The sequence below is a fragment of the Bacteroides sp. AM54-2NS genome (assembly GCF_003602935.1).
GTDB classification, from domain to species: Bacteria; Bacteroidota; Bacteroidia; order Bacteroidales; family Bacteroidaceae; genus Bacteroides; species Bacteroides xylanisolvens.
In genome coordinates this window covers 1-17,256 of the sequence record NZ_QTMZ01000046.1, presented here as the reverse complement: position 1 = coordinate 17,256, position 17,256 = coordinate 1, and the positions used below count along the sequence as shown (strand labels likewise).

Genomic DNA, 17,256 nt, shown 5'->3' with positions numbered 1-17,256 from the left:
AGACTTCACCGGGAAGCTGTTAGAGAATGATTAGAGTGGTATTAGAAAGCTATTAGAATTTCTTAAATATGCGGAAGTTTCACCACAAAAGTAGTGCCCTCATCCTTATGGGAAGATACGGTCAGTTCGCCTTTGTGAAGGTGGATAATCTTCTGTGTCAAGGCCATGCCTATACCATTTCCAGGAGCAATATGTTTGTTCTCTCCACGATAAAACAGTTTAAACAGGTTTTCTTTATCCGTATCAGACATACCTACACCGTTATCAGACAAACGAATGATTGCCCATTGCTCCCAATAGGCGATCAGGACTGATGAAGCCCGGTTGGAAGAGTACTTGCAGTTATTTTCTATCAGATTCACAAAAGCGGTGGTCAGTAAATAGCTGTTTCCGATTATTGTCAGCACATTATCTTCTTCGGCTTCCTGCTCAAATACTAATTCGATGTGATAATCCGGATGAGCTTTTAGTACCAGCTCTCTGGCGTCCAGCAACAGTTCGTCCAGACGGACTTCTTCCATAGTTATCTGTTCCGACTGATAGTCAGCTTTTGCCAGATTCAATAATCCGTCGATCAGATTAACAATCCGACGCGAATCTTGCAGTGCATTGCCGATAGCCATCTGATATTGTTCGGAGCTCCGTTCTTTCAATAAAGCTAAATCCAATTCGGCTGTAAGAGCTGCCATGGGGGTACGCAATTCATGAGATACATTACTGACGAACATCTTTTGTGAATTGAAAGACTTTTCCAGGCGTTCCAACAATGCATTGAATGTCGTACTCAATTCTCCCAGTTCATCCTGTTCATTTTTTACGGGTAATCTTTTATCAATATGCGATGCTGTGATTTTCTCCGCTTCTTTCACTATATTACGTATCGGTTTTAAAGTGCTTCGAGAAAGGATATACCCCACAACCACCAATACGCTCAATCCACCGATAAATAGGAGAATAAGCATATTTCTTAGCGCATCTCGGTTGGCGTATCCGTAACCGTCGTAGGCTGCGGCGGTAACCACATAGTCTTTGCCCTCAAACGGATACACCAGTCCTATAGCCTGATATTCGTCCACATAGAAATTGATATTCTTTCGCTTCAGGATACGTTTTATCATCTCCGGCGTTTCTTTAACAATATCGTTTTGCAGAGCATCGTGATATAATATTTTAAAATCTGTTGTATAGACGGCAACCTCTACTTCATTAATAAACTTCTGATTATTCAGGTAAATAGACTGCATGGTTTTGGCATCTACTTGATCCTTAAGGAATAAATGTGCTTTGGTTATAGCTTCACTTTGAAGATTACGAAAGAAAGCATTGCTACGTGAATGTTCACTTACATAGTAGACAGCCATCACAAATACGAAGAATACCGCAGCTGTAAGCCCTGCATATTGTAGAGTCAACGTTGTCCTGATCTTCATATTTTATCAGTCAGTATGAAACCCATTCCGGCTTTGGTATGAATAAGTTTCGGTTCAAAATCCCGGTCTATCTTTTTGCGAAGATAGTTGATATATACATCTATGAAATTCGTTCCTGTATCAAAATGGGTGTTCCATACTTTCTCCGCTATTTCAACCCTGCTCAATACTCTTTCGGCATTTTCTACCATATATAACAACAGGTTGTATTCTTTAGGAGAAAGTTTAATGGATATACCATTCCGTTCTACGTCTTTCCGTTGAAGATCAATACGCAAATCTGCATAGACAAGTTCCTGCGGTAATTCCTGCGCATTACCTGTCACACGTTTCAACAGCACTTTGATTCTGGCATTTAACTCTCTGAAATCAAAAGGTTTCACCATGTAATCGTCTGCACCGGCATCGAAACCGTCCAGTTTATCGTTCGTTGATCCTAATGCCGTCAACATCAATATAGGGATATTGGGATTGGTTTTGCGAATTTCTTTCGCTAGTTCAAATCCGTCCATCTTAGGCAGAACGATGTCGGATATGACCAGATCGAATGTATGCGTCTGAAAAAGCCGTAAGCCCATCAGTCCGTCATAAGCCACCATTGTCTGATAGCCATTTTCCTCCAGTCCGTTCATCAGCAAACTTGCAACCCGGGGTTCATCTTCTATAATTAGTATTGTGTACATAGGAAAGAATTCATTAATCTGAATGTATAAAACGAAACAAAAATAATGATTATTCCCCACTTATAGCCTTTTTCCTTGAAAAATCGGTGAGAAGGCCAAATAAAAAAGGTACCCAACGCAATGTGGATACCTTTATATGATTCATTTACATAAACCGGAAAATGACTCGTCCGGTTTGTGGACCATTTACCCATTTCGGTTGTGAAGAGGGACCACACAAATCGGTGGAGTTTACTTTATTACGTACCGGAGGAATCACGTTCAGGACAGAGATTCCGCTTTCGGGAAGAGTATAAAGCAAACGGTCGCGGCCATCACGAGGCTGATATACTCCGATATATGCGTCGGGAGTTTCGTTTGTCAGGCTGATAGTGCCTTCTTTCGTTTGGATATTCATCCAGGAAACATCACCAAAGTATCCTTTGAATTCGGGATATGTGAAAGTCTCACCCGGAATAGGATCGTTATAGTCGTTTTCCCAAACATCGTATTGTGTTCCGTGAATACGGTTTTGCCATACACGGTAAGGTCCGGCACCCAGCCAGCGTTTGCTGATTACCTGATCTTCAGGATAGTCGAAACGAATACCCATCAAGTCTACGACACCGGAGAAATTATAGGTGTAATCCAAAGCCAGTTCCCCACTCGGGTTAATTGTCCATTGGGTCTTATCCAGGTTGCCCAGTTTATAATTGGCGGTAACAACCAGATTACCTCCGTCTTCTTTCACATCCAGTTTCGTAAATACGGCAGCATCGGGGAATTCGCTGTATGTGCGGTCTTTTTCTTTTGCTTTCTCATCATCATGGTTATAGAACTGATCCAATGAGCGGTCTGCACGACGGGCTCCGATGAAACGGGGGCCATTGGCGAAACTAATCTTACGGTTATCTACAGATACTCCTTTTAGTTGTCCGTCTTTCTTTGAGAAGATAAACGTACGCTTATTCGCTTTCACAGTAAGCTCATTTTCTGTCTCTGTATAAGCAGGACGACTGGACAAGGGAGAAAGCTGTTCTGTCTGCTGATTCAGTTGGTTGACCGGGAAAGTCCAGCGCCAAAGTTCATGGCCGTATGGATCGATTGCTGTCAGGAAGAGGGCGTCTGCATTGGGGAGGATATTTGTTTTTATATCCAAAATGCCTGCCGAATGAGCAACCACGTCACTGCCTTGCACTTCACCCTCTTTCAACACTTGAATAGCAGCATTGGAAGCATCTGTTGCCAGCGGGAATTTTACTTGCTTCCAAAGGAAACGGCAAGTATTCAGATTCAGATAATCGTAACGGTTTTCTACGGAGAATTTGCCATCAAATTGCTTGTTGATAGAAGTATTCATGATTTGCACCGGACTCCATAACTGCTTGATAGTGTAGTAGCTACCTTCCTTTTCGTGATGTGGTCCTACAATACCGTCTGCTCCAAAGTTTCCTTGGTTATCGATGAATCCATCCATATCCACACGCTTCACACCTTCGTCTGCCAATACCCAAAGGAAGCCACCGATACAACGGGGATGCTTGCGCATCATTTCCCAATAATCGTATAATCCGGCACCATGGCCGCCATCGTATAAACCATGCAAGAATTCCGTAGGCATAAAGATTTCCGGTAAGCGCATGTAGTTCTGGCTTTCTCCGTAAGAGCGGTAATGCATGGTTTCAAAACCGGAGAAATTACCTTGCGGGTGAATAACCGGACGTTTCTGCGGATCGTATTTATGAAACTCTCCATCCAGTTCGGTATTCCATCCTTTTTCATTACCATTACTCCACCAAATAATAGACGGATGATTCACGTCACGTTCTATCATGCCTTCAATCAGACGTACTCCGGTGGGGGTATCATACTTGCCATGCCAGCCTCCCAATTCATCCATCACATAAAGTCCGAGAGAATCACAGGCTTCCAAAAATTCCGGGTCAGCCGGATAGTGGCTCAAACGGACAGAATTCATATTCATGCCTTTCATCAAAAGAACATCTTCGATATTCTTCTCTTTACTCAACGTACGGCCACTTTCAGGACGGAAACTATGGCGATTGACACCACGTACATTGATACGTACTCCGTTTATATAAAGTCCGTCGCTTTCGCGTACTTCAATTGTGCGGAAACCAAAATTTTCTGTTTCACTATGCAAAACCTTACCGGTCTTATCCAATAGAGAGAATTGCGCTTTATAAAGATTCGGAGTTTCCGCTGTCCATAATGCGGGGTTAGATACATTCAGTTGCAGGGAAGTCCAGTCGCCTCCTGCTTTTACGGGTACGGTGGTTTCCGTTATCTTTTTCCCTTTTTTATCTAAAATCTGTGTACGGATGCTCATTCCGTCATTAGAGATATTTGTGTAACAGTTGGCTCGGAAAGTTCCATCCATCTTTGCGTCAATGGCAATGTGCCGCAGGTTTACGGCTGGTTTCACCTCCAGGAATACCGGACGGAAGATACCGCCGAAATTCCAATAATCAGCACGACGTTCGGCAAGGTTCACACTGGCATTTTCACTCTCTTTGGCAACAGTGACTTCCAATAAATTCTTTTTGCCATATTTCAGGAAATCCGTGACGTTGTATGAAAAACGATAGAAGGCTCCCTGATGTTTGGAACCCACTTTGCGTCCGTTCACTTTTACTTCCGTATCTGTCATTGAAGCTTCGAATACAAGATTGACCTGTTTACCGCGAAACTTTTCCGGAACTTCAAACTCGTACTTATACATACCTTTTTCATCGGCAACGCTTCAGGAAATGGCTTTCCATAGAAAGTGATCCCATACTGATAAGTGCCGAAGCCTTGCAATTCCCAACAGGAAGGTACGCCGATTTTCGTCCATTTGCCGGAATTGCGTCCGTTGGTACAAAAGAAGTCCCATTCAACCATATCGTCGCATCCGTGACCGGAGAGATATTGCCTTTCCGTTTGTGGAAGGTTTTGAGCAGCCAGGGTAGTTGCCAACGCCAAGGTTGATAATAAAGTGGTTACTTTTTTCATTGTTACTTTTATTATTGTGTTAGTTATTTATTGCTATTATTGTTTACTACTGATACGGAGATGCAACGTATGTTCTTTTTTCTCTATGGCATATTTCTTCAATACACCCGGTCCGCAACTACTGTTTCCTAATCCAAGTACGGCAGCATCCATACTAAGAATAACTTCTGCACGTGGTTTTAAATCGCAATCGTGAGTTTCTTCATAGATGTCTTGTACGGTGTAATGCAGGGCAGATGCAGAAAATGCGTTTTCTACCGCGTCAACACGAATGCCTTTATTCTGTTTGTCGGTCAAGGTAAGATAATGCACTTCTTCTTTGTTTCCACTGTCCTGCGGACGTGGATAATGTACGTATTGGTCTGCAACGCTCCTTTCCAAAGCCCTATCATAGCAGATGTTTTGCGGTCAGGATAGTTATCCTGTGGTCCTCTGCCATACCAGGTAAATGTATCATAAGCAGGCGCCAGACAGAATGCGATTCCTAAACGGGGAATTTCAGGAAGAACTCCTTGTGGCAAGAAAGTTGTTTTCAGATCAATCGTTCCATCTGAAAAGACCGTATAGACAGAAGTCGTCACCACTTTTCCTTCTTTATATAAATTACTTGTTTGAATCCGGACAATGACCGCCCCGTCTGCACGTTTTTTATGGTGGAAAGATTCCAAATTTATCTGCGGATGATCCATTCCATGCAATTTCCAGTCTTTAGCCAACCAGTTTCCGAAGCTCTTGTCATTATCTGTCGGAGCACGGAAAACTTGAGTGACAGGCTGAACCGGAAAATCATCGGAGTGAGTCAGCATTTCTTTGCCCTTATATATAAGGGAAGTCATACTTCCGTTCACTTTCTTTTCCCACTGAACAGAAAAACTGCGCCCGCTAATCAATAAAGAATTATCGTCCTCTTTCACCTGAAGCGCTCCTTTATTAATCAGATCGGCAGAAGCTAAATCTCCTTTCTGTAAGCAGAATTGTTCCCAGGCCACTTCATGTCCTGCCTTTGCCCAAAGAGCATCCGATTTCAAAACAATGCTTACTTTCAGCTGGTAATCGGAAAGAGTTTTCTCCGTTTTTTTATTGGTCTTACTAACTTTCTCATTTTTATTACTCAAAGAATAAATATCTTTTGATGATCGGAAAGCCGGCAAATCAATTGTTTTACTTTCGCCTGGAGTTATTTCTGGCAATGTTATTTCTCCCCGTTCTTTCTCCTTACCATCCACTGATAATGTCCACAGACAACGATAAAGTGATAAATCAATATGATGATTCCGGTTGGTTACTCTCAACTCTCCATTCTCAACTCTCAACTCAACCGGTGCATATACTTTTTTTACCTCCCAATATTTAGGCGTAGTTTCACGGTCACTCATCAGTAATCCATTAAAGCAGAAAGCTTTTAAATTCGGCTTATCGCCAAAGTCACCGCCGTAAGCCACCATGGTACGGCCATCGGGTAATGTCTTGTAGATCCCTGATCTACCCAATCCCATATAAAACCACCCAGCATACGGGGATTGCTATATATCTCATCCCAATATTCCTTGAAATTTCCTAATGCATTCCCCATGGAATGTGCATATTCACTCGTCATTACCGGACGGTCGTCATTGGTACGCTCCGCAATCTCCAGCAACCGCTCCCAACGTGCATTTTCAGCGCGTTCCTTGTCCTCTCCCTCTGCAATGCCGGGATTTAAGTATTCCTGTTTCACCCGGGTATAAAAGCGGCTGATAACATCGACCGTCTTCGGGTCAGGATTTCCGTCCACTCCCTGCGCCCCCTCATAGTGTACAGGACGAGTGGGATCGAAATCATGCAGCCATGCCGAAATAGCAGCGAAGTTCGGTCCATAACCGCTTTCGTTTCCCATGCTCCACATTACAATACATGGATAATTCTTATCACGTTCCGCCATACGGACCGCACGGTCCATAAATGCTGCATGCCAGTCGGGGGTACTTGCGAGTGTTCCACGCAATCCGTGTTCTTCTATATCCGCTTCGTCCATCACGTACAATCCCAAGCTGTCGCATAGCTCGTACCAACGGCTTACATTCGGGTAATGACTGGTGCGCACAGCATTTATATTTGCCTGCTTCATTAAAAGAATATCCTGAAGCATCCGTTCTTCGCTCATGACACGTGCCGTCCGTGGATCATGTTCGTGGCGGTTCACTCCACGAAAACGAACCGGATTACCGTTCACTAACAGTTGTCCTTTTTTGATTTCTACAGAGCGGAAGCCCACGGCCTGTTCTATCTGTTCTACGACTTTTCCTTTTCCATTTTGGAGAGTTAAGTGTAATTTATAAAGACAGGGTGTTTCTGCCGTCCATCTTTCCGGCGATTTTATAATGGCTGACAAACGTCCCATCTTACGCGGGCCACGCTGCGGATACCATTCATTCATCCGGCTTGCTTTATGCTCCAAATCAAGAATATCTTCCACATTGCCTTTCAATGTGGCAACTTCTTTGCCTGAAGCATCCTTTAATACTCCCTGTAAGACATACCCTTTTCCGGTCATCCCTCGATATACACTGAATTGCGGATCAATCTGCAAAATAAAGTCTTCATAATCACCAGCAGATGCGGGAAGAGTGCGTACCGCATAATCACGGACATGAATATCCGGCGTATGTATCAGATGAATACTACGATGAATACCACCAAAACGCCAGAAATCCTGATCTTCCAGATAAGAGCCGTCACTATATCGGTAGACTTCTAGTGAAATCTGATTTTCTCCGGATTTCAGATACTTCGTGACATTAAATTCGCTCGGTTCCATACTGCCTTGGCTATACCCTACCCGTTTGCCATTGATCCAAACATAAAAGGCGCTCATTACGCCCTCAAACCGTAGAAAAGTCTGTCCATTCGCTTCCCATCCGGCCGGCAAGACAAAGGTACGCCGATATTGCCCTACCGGGTTTCGTTCTTTATACGTGGTATAGTCAGTTTTCGGTTCTCCCATCACCCGTGGAGGATCTATTTTAAACGGATAGCCTGCTGAAACATAGATAGGCGTGCCATATCCGTTCACTTCCCAATTGGCGGGAACAGGAAAATCCGTCCAATCTTTATCATTAAAATTTGTTTGATAGAAATTCACGACTCTTTCATTGGGAACGGGAGTCCAACGGAATTTCCAGGTTCCGTCTAAAGAGATTGAGCCGTCTCCTTTCTGTACAGAGAAAGGGGTAAAAGCGGCTCTTGCCGGTTCACGATTGATCTGGAGAACATGATGATTCTCCCAATCATGCATTGTTTGTGCCTGTGTAGGACTTACAAACAATGCGCCAAGCAGTAAAGTATATATTTTCATTCGTTCTTTTTTCTTCATATCAAGTAGACGGACGAAAGGGTATTTTGTACCCCTTTCTTTTACAGAAATATTAAAGAACAATAAAAGGAGTAACACTCTATGAAGAAAATCTTTACCTTGTGGCGTATAATTACTTCTAATATTATGATGATGAAAAAACTACTATTTAGCAGCTTCTTTTTATTAGGCAGTCTCGTTTCACAAGCACAACACGAGTACACAATTAAAGGTGAGGTAAAAGGAGTGAAAGACGGAACTCATGTTTCCTTATTTTTGACGGATGGACGCGTAGGAAGCATAGTTGGTACGGATACGATACGTAATGGAACTTTCTTTTTCAAGCGAAATGCAGGAGAAAGCGGTATGGATCAACTGTCTCTCATGTGTCGCGATACAGATTTCCCTCCAATGTCGTTAGATATTTATGCAACTCCGGGCGCAAAAATAAAAGTAACGGGCACAAACCCTCTGATTTATACATGGAGGGTAGATAGTCCGGTAAAAGAACAACAAGAACATAATAGATTCATTGAGGATTCCCGTGACTTATGGGACGAATTTCAACGCTTGGCTATCAAAGAAAGAAGTATGCGTTCAGCTCAGAAACCGAACGAAAAGCACTTCGAACAAAGAGTGATAGTATATCTTCCATTATTAATCAACGGGAATTAAAGTTGATGAAGGAACTCCCTATTTCTAATGTCTGGATGGAAAAATTGCTCCGTTTGAGTATGTCATTGAAGTACAATCCAAAGTTTACCAATAAGGAAGAAATACTGGCTTTGTATGACAGATTAAACGAAGAACAGAAAGCTTCCATTGAAGGACAAGAAATCAGGGTTAATCTCTTCCCTCCTAAAACGGTGAAAGAAGGAGATGACATGGCAGATGCCGATCTTTTTGATTTAGATGGAAAGGTGCATCATTTGGCTGATTTCAAAGGAAAATATATGTTACTTGATTTCTGGAGCAGCGGTTGTGGTCCCTGCATCATGCTTTGCCCGAAATGAAAGAGATTCAAGAGCAATATAAAGACCGACTCACCATCATCAGTTTGAGTTCAGATACGCAAACTAGATGGAAAGCTGCTTCTGCACAACATGAAATGACTTGGCAAAACTTAAGCGACTTGAAACAGACTGCAGGACTATATGCTGTGTATGACGTCAACGGTATTCCGAATTATGTTCTTATCTCTCCCGAGGCAAAATCGTGAAAATGTGGTCGGGCTATGGTAAAGGCAGCTTGAAATTAAAGATGCGTAGATATTTGGATGCACCAAAGCGTGAAATGAGTATCACCGGGGACACCAATAGAAAAGTCGTTAATCATCCGAGTTTTGAATCAACCAATACTGATATTCTTGAAGTGAAGCAGGTAGAATTGACTGATACAGCCACTATCGTTCATTTTTATGCATATTACATACCCAAATACTGGATACAAGTAAGTGTAAATGCCAAACTAGTAGACGAGCAAGGTGCATCATACACATTACAAAAAGCTGACGGCATTACTCCCGGTAAGCATTTCTTTCTGCCTGAAAGCGGAGAAGCCGAATTTTCCCTAACTTTCAAACCATTACCTCTCAAAACTAAATCATTCAATTTCACAGAAGGAACAGCCAAAAACGATTGGCAAATAAATGGGATAAAGCTTACTAGATAAAGAAAAAGAAATGTGCCAAAATAAAATCATAAAGGAGTTTTGGCACATTCTCTCTATTAATATTTGAATATCGAATATTAAAATAAGAATATTGTATTAACATTAAATATCTTGCAATTTAAAATAACCGTATAAATCGCTCAAAAAGAGCTGTAAATATGTTATAATCTTCACAGAAATGGTTTTCTTTGTTATAAGATATGTCTCATATATCTTATATTCAGTACAAAACAATAAAAGAAATGGAAGATTACAAACAGACACTCTATAACGATGAATTATTAAACATTTTACCCGACGGAGTGATTATATTTGATACAAATGGAGAAGTTATACAACTCAATCAGCAGGCTTTTGCAGAACTGCATGTTCATCCGTCGGTCAATGATATGCTTCCCTTTCCTACCAATCGTTTATTTAAACTGCTAAATAAAAAGGAAGATATACTTTCGACTATTCTGGAAAAGATTCGTCAGGGAGAAAATACGTATTCATTACCTGAACATACCTTCATGCAAGAACAGGCTGATTACACACAATTTCCCGTAAGAGGAGAATTTGCAACGATCAGGGATAGAACTAATTTAAACAAGATCTTATTCTTTTTCCGCAATATTACAGTAGAGCTTACACAAGAATATATTCTGAATACAGCTTTGCAAAGAACCAGAATCTATCCATGGTATTATGATATAAGCCGGAGTGAATTTACTCTTGACGATCGTTATTTTGAACATTTAGGTATTCCGGCCGGAGAAAATAATACTTTGACAATGGAGGAATATGTGGATATGATTCATCCGGACGACCGGAAAACTATGCTGACGCCTTTGTTATACAACTTAATGGTAATACAACTTTTGACAAAACAGTTCCATTCCGTTTGCGCCGGGGGGATGGTACTTGGGAATGGTTGAAGGGCAGTCAACTTATATTGCAAACATATCCGGCCATCCCTATCGGTTAGTGGGAATCTGCTTGAGTATTCAGGAATATAAAGACATAGAAAACACCTTAATCGAGGCACGTAAAAAAGCAGAAGAAAGCGATCGTCTTAAAATGGCGTTTTTAGCCAATATGAGTCATGAAATCCGTACACCGCTGAATGCAATAGTCGGCTTTTCTGATGTTATAGGTTCTACTTATGATGAGTTAAGTGAAGAGGAACGTGCCGATTTCGTGCGACTAATCAGCATCAATAGCGAACATTTAGTACGATTGATTGACGACATACTTGATTTGTCCAAGATTGAATCAAATACGATTAAATTTACGTTCTCCGACTGTTCCCTTAACTCTTTAATGATAGACATAGAGAAAGAACAGGCAATGAAACCTATTTCCGAAATTGAAATAAGGTCATTATTACCGGATGAAGATGTTTATATCAACACAGATATTACACGCCTGAAACAAGTAATATGCAATTTCATTAATAATGCCCGGAAATTCACCCAAAAAGGATATATTCATTTTGGGTATACGCTTGATAACAGAGATGCGGATTCAGTACAAATATTTGTAGAAGATACCGGTTCGGGAATTCCGCAAGAATGTTTGAATGAAATCTTTGATCGTTTCTACAAAGTAGATACCTTTAAACAGGGAACCGGCTTAGGACTTTCTATCTGCAAAACGATTGTAGAACACCTGCAAGGAGATATCTCCGTTAAATCAGAGATTGGGAAAGGTAGCTGTTTTACCGTTAAATTACCATTTGATAGAAAAACAGATGATTAGCGTCCTCTATATTCTTGAGGAGTAATGCCAGTGTGTTGCTTGAAAAACTTATTGAAGAACGAGATATTATTAAATCCTAAAGATAAAGCAATATTTTTCACAGGCTCATCGGCCGATTTTAAACGGGATTTAGCTTCCATCAAAATAATGGAAGCAATCACCTCTAACGGAGTATTTCCTGCCGCCTTTTTAATCGTTGAACAAAAATGGGGTAAACTTAGTCCCAACTCATTGGCATAGAAAGAGGCGCCATGATGAACTGTATAATGCTTCATGGCCAATTGCAAAAACTCCTGATAAATCTCATACTTTCTTGATTGAGAAGATAAATACCAATTATTCTGTAACTTATAAATTTCGGTTGCTCCTTGAATGAACATGGTAAGAACTGCTTTCACTATCTCTTTATTTTCCCGTGTCCTAAACGAAGCGTATGAGAGAATAGATGATTCATAAAACATTTTATAACTACATGCCTGAAGTGGAGATAAAGCAACTATCGGATTCTCCATAATTACCGGAAGAAGGTGCTGGGTAGCTTTCATCAGATTTATACTTTCTATAAAATGAGATGAAAAGCCGGCATAATAAATCTGGATATCGGATGAGAATGTGTGCACCTCTAATATGCAATTAGGCGGCAAGGTAATTAAATCATTTTCACTGATATGATGGGCATTGCTATTGATCGTTACCTGCATAGTGCCTTTTATACAAAGAATAAATAAGCCGGATTCAATCTTACATGGAAAATTCTTATAGCTCTTCAGTAAATCTTTTGCGAACCCCTCTCCTACAATATAATCAACCGGCAAATCATACTTTGATATATCACTTTCCATTAGTGTTCTTTTTGTTTATCCTCAAAGATAGAGATTATTTAATTCCTATCTTTTAAATAATTAAAATCGGAACATTGAATCATAAAAAAATAACATCTTTATTCTATTTCTAAGAAAATGATCCGAATATAAAGAAACGGGATGCGGAAAGTTTACCTTCTCCGTATCCCGTTTCTATTGAAATCAATTGATAGAAAGATTTATTGAATATCTAGTGCGTCAAAAGCAATTCCGTCCATATTTTCTGCCAAAAGTAATACTTTGTAATGTCCGGCATTAATAAAGGTCCCGGTGGTGGTGCTCATCATCTTCCATTTATCCGGTGTTTCCGGGAAGTTCAATACGTCCTCTTTCAATACTACTCCTTTTGAATCAATGAATTTCATCAAGACAGGTATTGGCTTTCCGGTAGTGTTCATATATTTAAAGCGAAGCGCGTACACTTGCGCCAACCCGGTAGAAACATTCCATTCAATACTGTTGCCTTTTCCTTTACCAAAAAACACTCCCATCTGTTTGCGATGTTCTTTCTTTTGGAATTTGCCTTTCAGCACAGCTGTTTCCGCTTCGTATGATATACTGACACGAGCATTCTTGTCTTCCGGAAGTAACCCTTTCGGAGTCTTTTCCATCACTTCTTTATCCGCCTTTTCCCAACTCCAGCCGGACGCAGGGAATACTGTCGGTTTCAGTTCCTGATCTGTGCTGGCAATAGCAATGCCCGAAATCAAGGCTTGTCCTGCTTTCACTTCCGGGAAATGAATTTTCAACATTCCACCCTTCACTGTGGCATATACTACTTTCTTACAAACTCCGTCGTGACCGCTTTCAGCCCAAATATCCAAGTCGTCTAATACAACAGAATCATTCACGGCAACATCGAATATACGCAATCCTTCACAGTCGGTAGAAGCGCTTCCGCCCGTACCATGCCACGGCTCTGTGAAATACAGTTCAATACGATATGTTCCGTCTGCCACAGGGAAACGATATTCCAGCTGATGACGTCCGAAGCGGAAATGTTGGAATAACGTCCAGTCACGAGTGCCACGAATCGGATCATTGGTGGTACGTTGACTGGCAAGATAAGGATTCAGATCCTTGAAATTCTCCGCCCATGAACGGGAATAATTCGTATTGTCCTGCAACCAGAGCTGTCCGAAGCTATCTGTATAATTATCCCCTCCACAATTGAGACGATACAGATAATTATATCCTGCCTCTCCTTTCAAGATCTTTTTATCATCCTGATAAAGAAGTTCGAAGTTAGGGGCTTGCTCCAAGCCATTCAATAGGATCAGGTCTTCTGCTATCGGTTTACCTTTATAATATCCTACTGCACGAAGTACGTTATAACGAATATCCCGGTTTTCCCACATAAAGTGAGTGCCTGTTCCGTTGTTCTTTTTACGTCCGAGGAAGGTTGCCTTTTCATTTGTCAGATCGTTGTATAGCAATACAGAATCACAATTGCTGTAAGCCTCGATAGTGGCACGGCGACGTCCCTTTTCAAAGCGGTTGGCCCATGTATGTGATACCAGGTAAACCATCGGGTCTTTTGCAGCCGGAACATAGTTGGCGCGATACATATAATATACGTCCAACGGTTCTTCCCACGGAGTAACCAATCCTTTATAATTGAACGGACCTACTTTATCTATCTTGCGATACGCTTCATCCGGTTGGCGGCGTCCGGGATTGTCATGACTGCTGTATATCCATTGGAATTGTCCGCAAACACTATCTTTAGCCTGTTCTGCCAAACGGATTTTAGTTTCCATCAGCTGACACATACGGTCTTCACTCCACACTCCGTTCACCTGGAAATCTCCCGGTTCCGTATGCAGGTCGATGCTTCTCCACGCTCCATATTCCCCGTTCAATAATTGGTTCGCTTGAGAAAGCTCACGACCGTATTTTGTCACATCTCCTCCATACGTCCCACTCCAATTTTGAATCACATTCCAGTCTGTACCCTCGCCACCATTGCAGGTTGTTATGACACGCATCGTCTTGGCAGTCGGGTCCATCTCCCGGATAAGGTCACTGCACTCTTGTGCAAACTCACGAGGCAAAGTGCTTTCATTCTGCAATCCCCACATCACCACTGACGGAGAATTACGACGTTCTTTCACCCATTGACGAATCAACTTTTTAAAGTTCTCACGAAACTCCGGAGTATCATACCACACGTGGGCGGAAAATTGTGTCCAAAACAAGATTCCCTCTTCATCCCAGTATTTTTGATAATCGAGATGATGGGGCTGATGAGCATCGCGGAACGCATTGAAACCGGCTGCACGTATCTGTTTTACCCTTGCGGCAACCTGTTCATTACTGAACGCATGGCTTTGTCCGAACTGATGCTCATACTCACATACCCCATTGATAAACATGGGCTTCCCATTCAGGTAAAAACGTCCGTCTCCATCGTTTCGTTTTACCGGCCAGCTAATGGTACGAATACCGAAGGGTGTCGAAATTTCATCCGTCGTCTTCGTATCACGCTTAATCATGCTAGCCAATTTATAGAGATATGGATTTTCCGTATTCCACAAAACAGGATTCTCAACAGGAGCCTGCTGGCGAATCACTTTCATTTCTCCCGGAGCTAAAGTAACTTTTTCAACCAAACGGAAAACTTGTTTTCCATCGGCATTGCTTAGTTTATTGACTAACTCTACCGTTTCTGTTGTTTTACTATAATTCTTAACCTCTGTTTCTACAAATACGTTAGCAGCCTTTTCGTCATTCCAAATATGTACACCGAAAGGTTCTATGCGAATCTCATCCGTTACTTCTAATACCACAGGACGGAAGATACCTAACGGCTGGGAACCCTCACTGAATCCCCATTCCGACGAACATCCCCCACATACCCAAGGCATATCGGCAATCATTTCAGGATGCTCGGCTTTCACTTCCAGGCTATTTACTCCCTGTTTCAATTCATCTGTGACATCCAAAGTCAACGTAGTGCGTCCTATGGGGTGACGTCCGAAGTCCTTTCCGTTCACTGTAATGGTGGCGTATGTACCCACTCCTTCAAAACGAAGGAAATATTTTTTAAGTTGAGAGTTGAGAGTTGAGAATTGAGAGTTGTTGAGGGTGAAGTCCTTTTTGTAAAGAACGGTTCCGTGAAGATTGCCGTGAGTCAATTGACGATACCCATAATAATCATCCCAGTTATGAGGTATATTCACAGTCTTTTCACTCTCAACTCTCAACTTTCCATTCTCAACTCTCCAAGTTTTCCAGCCTTCATTTAATTCAATAATTTGCCGGCGGTTCTTGATTTCCGGTTTCGGGAAACGGACAGCCGAACGTCCCATCGGCTTACTGGTAGCAATGGCAATGCCGCGTTGCTCTGCGTTGTTTACCGCACAATAGAAATGATAAACCACTCCGTCATGTTTCACCACATAGCTCTTATGAGCAAACAGTTCATCGTAGTTCTTGGAGGGGATAATCAGGTCGGCCCCTTTCCAGTCGGTCCAGTTCACCAAATCATAGCTGGCGGCAAATGTATTGAATGCTTTATATTTACGCGAAGGTTCAAAAGCAGAGAAATAGAACATCACATACACATCTCCCATCTTTTGGATATGCGCATCTCCTGTAATGGTTCCATCTGCTTCGTGCGCAAAAACAGGATTTCCGGAGTAGCGTTTCCATGTCTTCATATCTTTGGAAAGCGCAATGCCGACACGTTCGCCTTTTAAATCCGTTTCCGGATGACGGCCGCCCGCGTTGTAATACATCACAAACGGAGCTCCCAATGTTTTATCTTTATCCCAATAAACGGTACTCTTATATTGAGTTAGTTTTTCCCACCATTGGGCATCTTTATCATGGATGCTCAAAATCGGTTTGTCCAGAGATTCCCATTCATGTGCCGTAGAAATATCTCCTTTCGTCCATGCCAGTCCGACATAAAGCGGAGCTTTTACAGCTTCGTAGCCTGTTCCTTCACCGCCGATATAAGTCATCCAATGGCGACCTTTATAAGTCTGAAGCTCATAGCTTCCACCCCATTCCATATCCGGCAATGCAGGAAATCCGCCACGCTGATTGCAGTCCCATTTTCCATCCCGATAAGAAAGAACCCGTCCCAAAGTGCGCCATTCGAGCAAATTATCACTTTCTGCTATCCACGTTTCGTAACCACGACCATCGGTTCCACCTTTGCCGTTGTAAACCACATAAGTCATCAGCCACTTGTCTCCCTGACGAAAAACGGTAGGACAATCAATCTTATGATAATTGTCTGCCGGGGCAACTGCGAGCCCGTACTTGTATGGTGTCTTTACTTCCTCGTAAATCTGCTCCATTCGTTCCTGCGGAACTTCCCGTTGCGCATACAGAGAGAAAGTGGCGGTTATACTAAAAACTGCCAGCAATAACTTCTTCATGATACTTTTTCTAATCGTTTAATACTTAAATAGTGCATAACCACTAAATGATAATTTTGCGGAGTGCCCTGAAAGGGCTTAATTATATAGCGTAGGGCAACGCCCTACGTAAAAACGACAATCTGAATTTGCGCCCTGAAAGGGCATAATTGT

At 41.9% G+C, this 17,256-nt stretch carries 4 protein-coding genes and 4 pseudogenes; 2 read left to right on the top strand and 6 right to left on the bottom strand.

All coding sequences use genetic code 11. The features are described 5' to 3' along the window. Positions 1 to 62: 62 nt before the first annotated feature. From DXA05_RS21040 to DXA05_RS21025, 4 genes and pseudogenes are all read right to left on the bottom strand, one after another. Positions 63 to 1,430, bottom strand: a complete 1,368-nt coding sequence (locus tag DXA05_RS21040; RefSeq protein ID WP_009039601.1) for a HAMP domain-containing sensor histidine kinase — start codon at positions 1,428 to 1,430, stop codon at positions 63 to 65. Next, a complete protein-coding gene (locus tag DXA05_RS21035) occupies positions 1,427 to 2,113 on the bottom strand; it encodes a response regulator transcription factor (protein WP_004312802.1) in 687 nt (228 codons plus the stop codon). Before DXA05_RS21035 ends, DXA05_RS21040 begins: the two co-directional genes overlap by 4 nt. 145 nt (positions 2,114 to 2,258) lie before the next feature. After that, positions 2,259 to 5,107: pseudogene (locus DXA05_RS21030) on the bottom strand (glycoside hydrolase family 2 TIM barrel-domain containing protein). 36 nt (positions 5,108 to 5,143) lie between these two features. Beyond that, positions 5,144 to 8,459, bottom strand: a pseudogene (locus DXA05_RS21025) (glycoside hydrolase family 2 TIM barrel-domain containing protein). Positions 8,460 to 8,585: 126 nt separating this feature from the next. On the opposite strand from DXA05_RS21025, the pseudogene DXA05_RS21020 reads away from it, so the two are divergent. Both DXA05_RS21020 and DXA05_RS21015 read left to right on the top strand, forming a co-directional pair. After that, positions 8,586 to 10,109, top strand: a pseudogene (locus tag DXA05_RS21020) (TlpA disulfide reductase family protein). A gap of 242 nt (positions 10,110 to 10,351) precedes the next feature. Next, positions 10,352 to 11,849 (top strand): annotated as a pseudogene (locus DXA05_RS21015) (ATP-binding protein). On the opposite strand, the gene DXA05_RS21010 reads toward DXA05_RS21015, so the two are convergent. Next, entirely contained in the window at positions 11,846 to 12,691 is an 846-nt protein-coding gene (locus DXA05_RS21010; RefSeq protein WP_128859607.1) for a helix-turn-helix domain-containing protein, read from the bottom strand. The pseudogene DXA05_RS21015 and the gene DXA05_RS21010 overlap by 4 nt on opposite strands. Positions 12,692 to 12,891: 200 nt before the next feature. Beyond that, a complete protein-coding gene (locus DXA05_RS21005) occupies positions 12,892 to 17,103 on the bottom strand; it encodes a malectin domain-containing carbohydrate-binding protein (protein ID WP_128859606.1) in 4,212 nt (1,403 codons plus the stop codon). Between the last annotated feature and the right edge of the window lie 153 nt (positions 17,104 to 17,256).

What these genes read in the sequence shown, in the direction of transcription:
- DXA05_RS21040 (WP_009039601.1), bottom strand. Translation starts at nt 1,430, where the DNA reads ATGAAGATCAGGACAACGTTGACTCTACAATATGCAGGGCTTACAGCT.
- DXA05_RS21035 (WP_004312802.1), bottom strand. Translation starts at nt 2,113, where the DNA reads ATGTACACAATACTAATTATAGAAGATGAACCCCGGGTTGCAAGTTTG.
- DXA05_RS21010 (WP_128859607.1), bottom strand. Translation starts at nt 12,691, where the DNA reads ATGGAAAGTGATATATCAAAGTATGATTTGCCGGTTGATTATATTGTA.
- DXA05_RS21005 (WP_128859606.1), bottom strand. Translation starts at nt 17,103, where the DNA reads ATGAAGAAGTTATTGCTGGCAGTTTTTAGTATAACCGCCACTTTCTCT.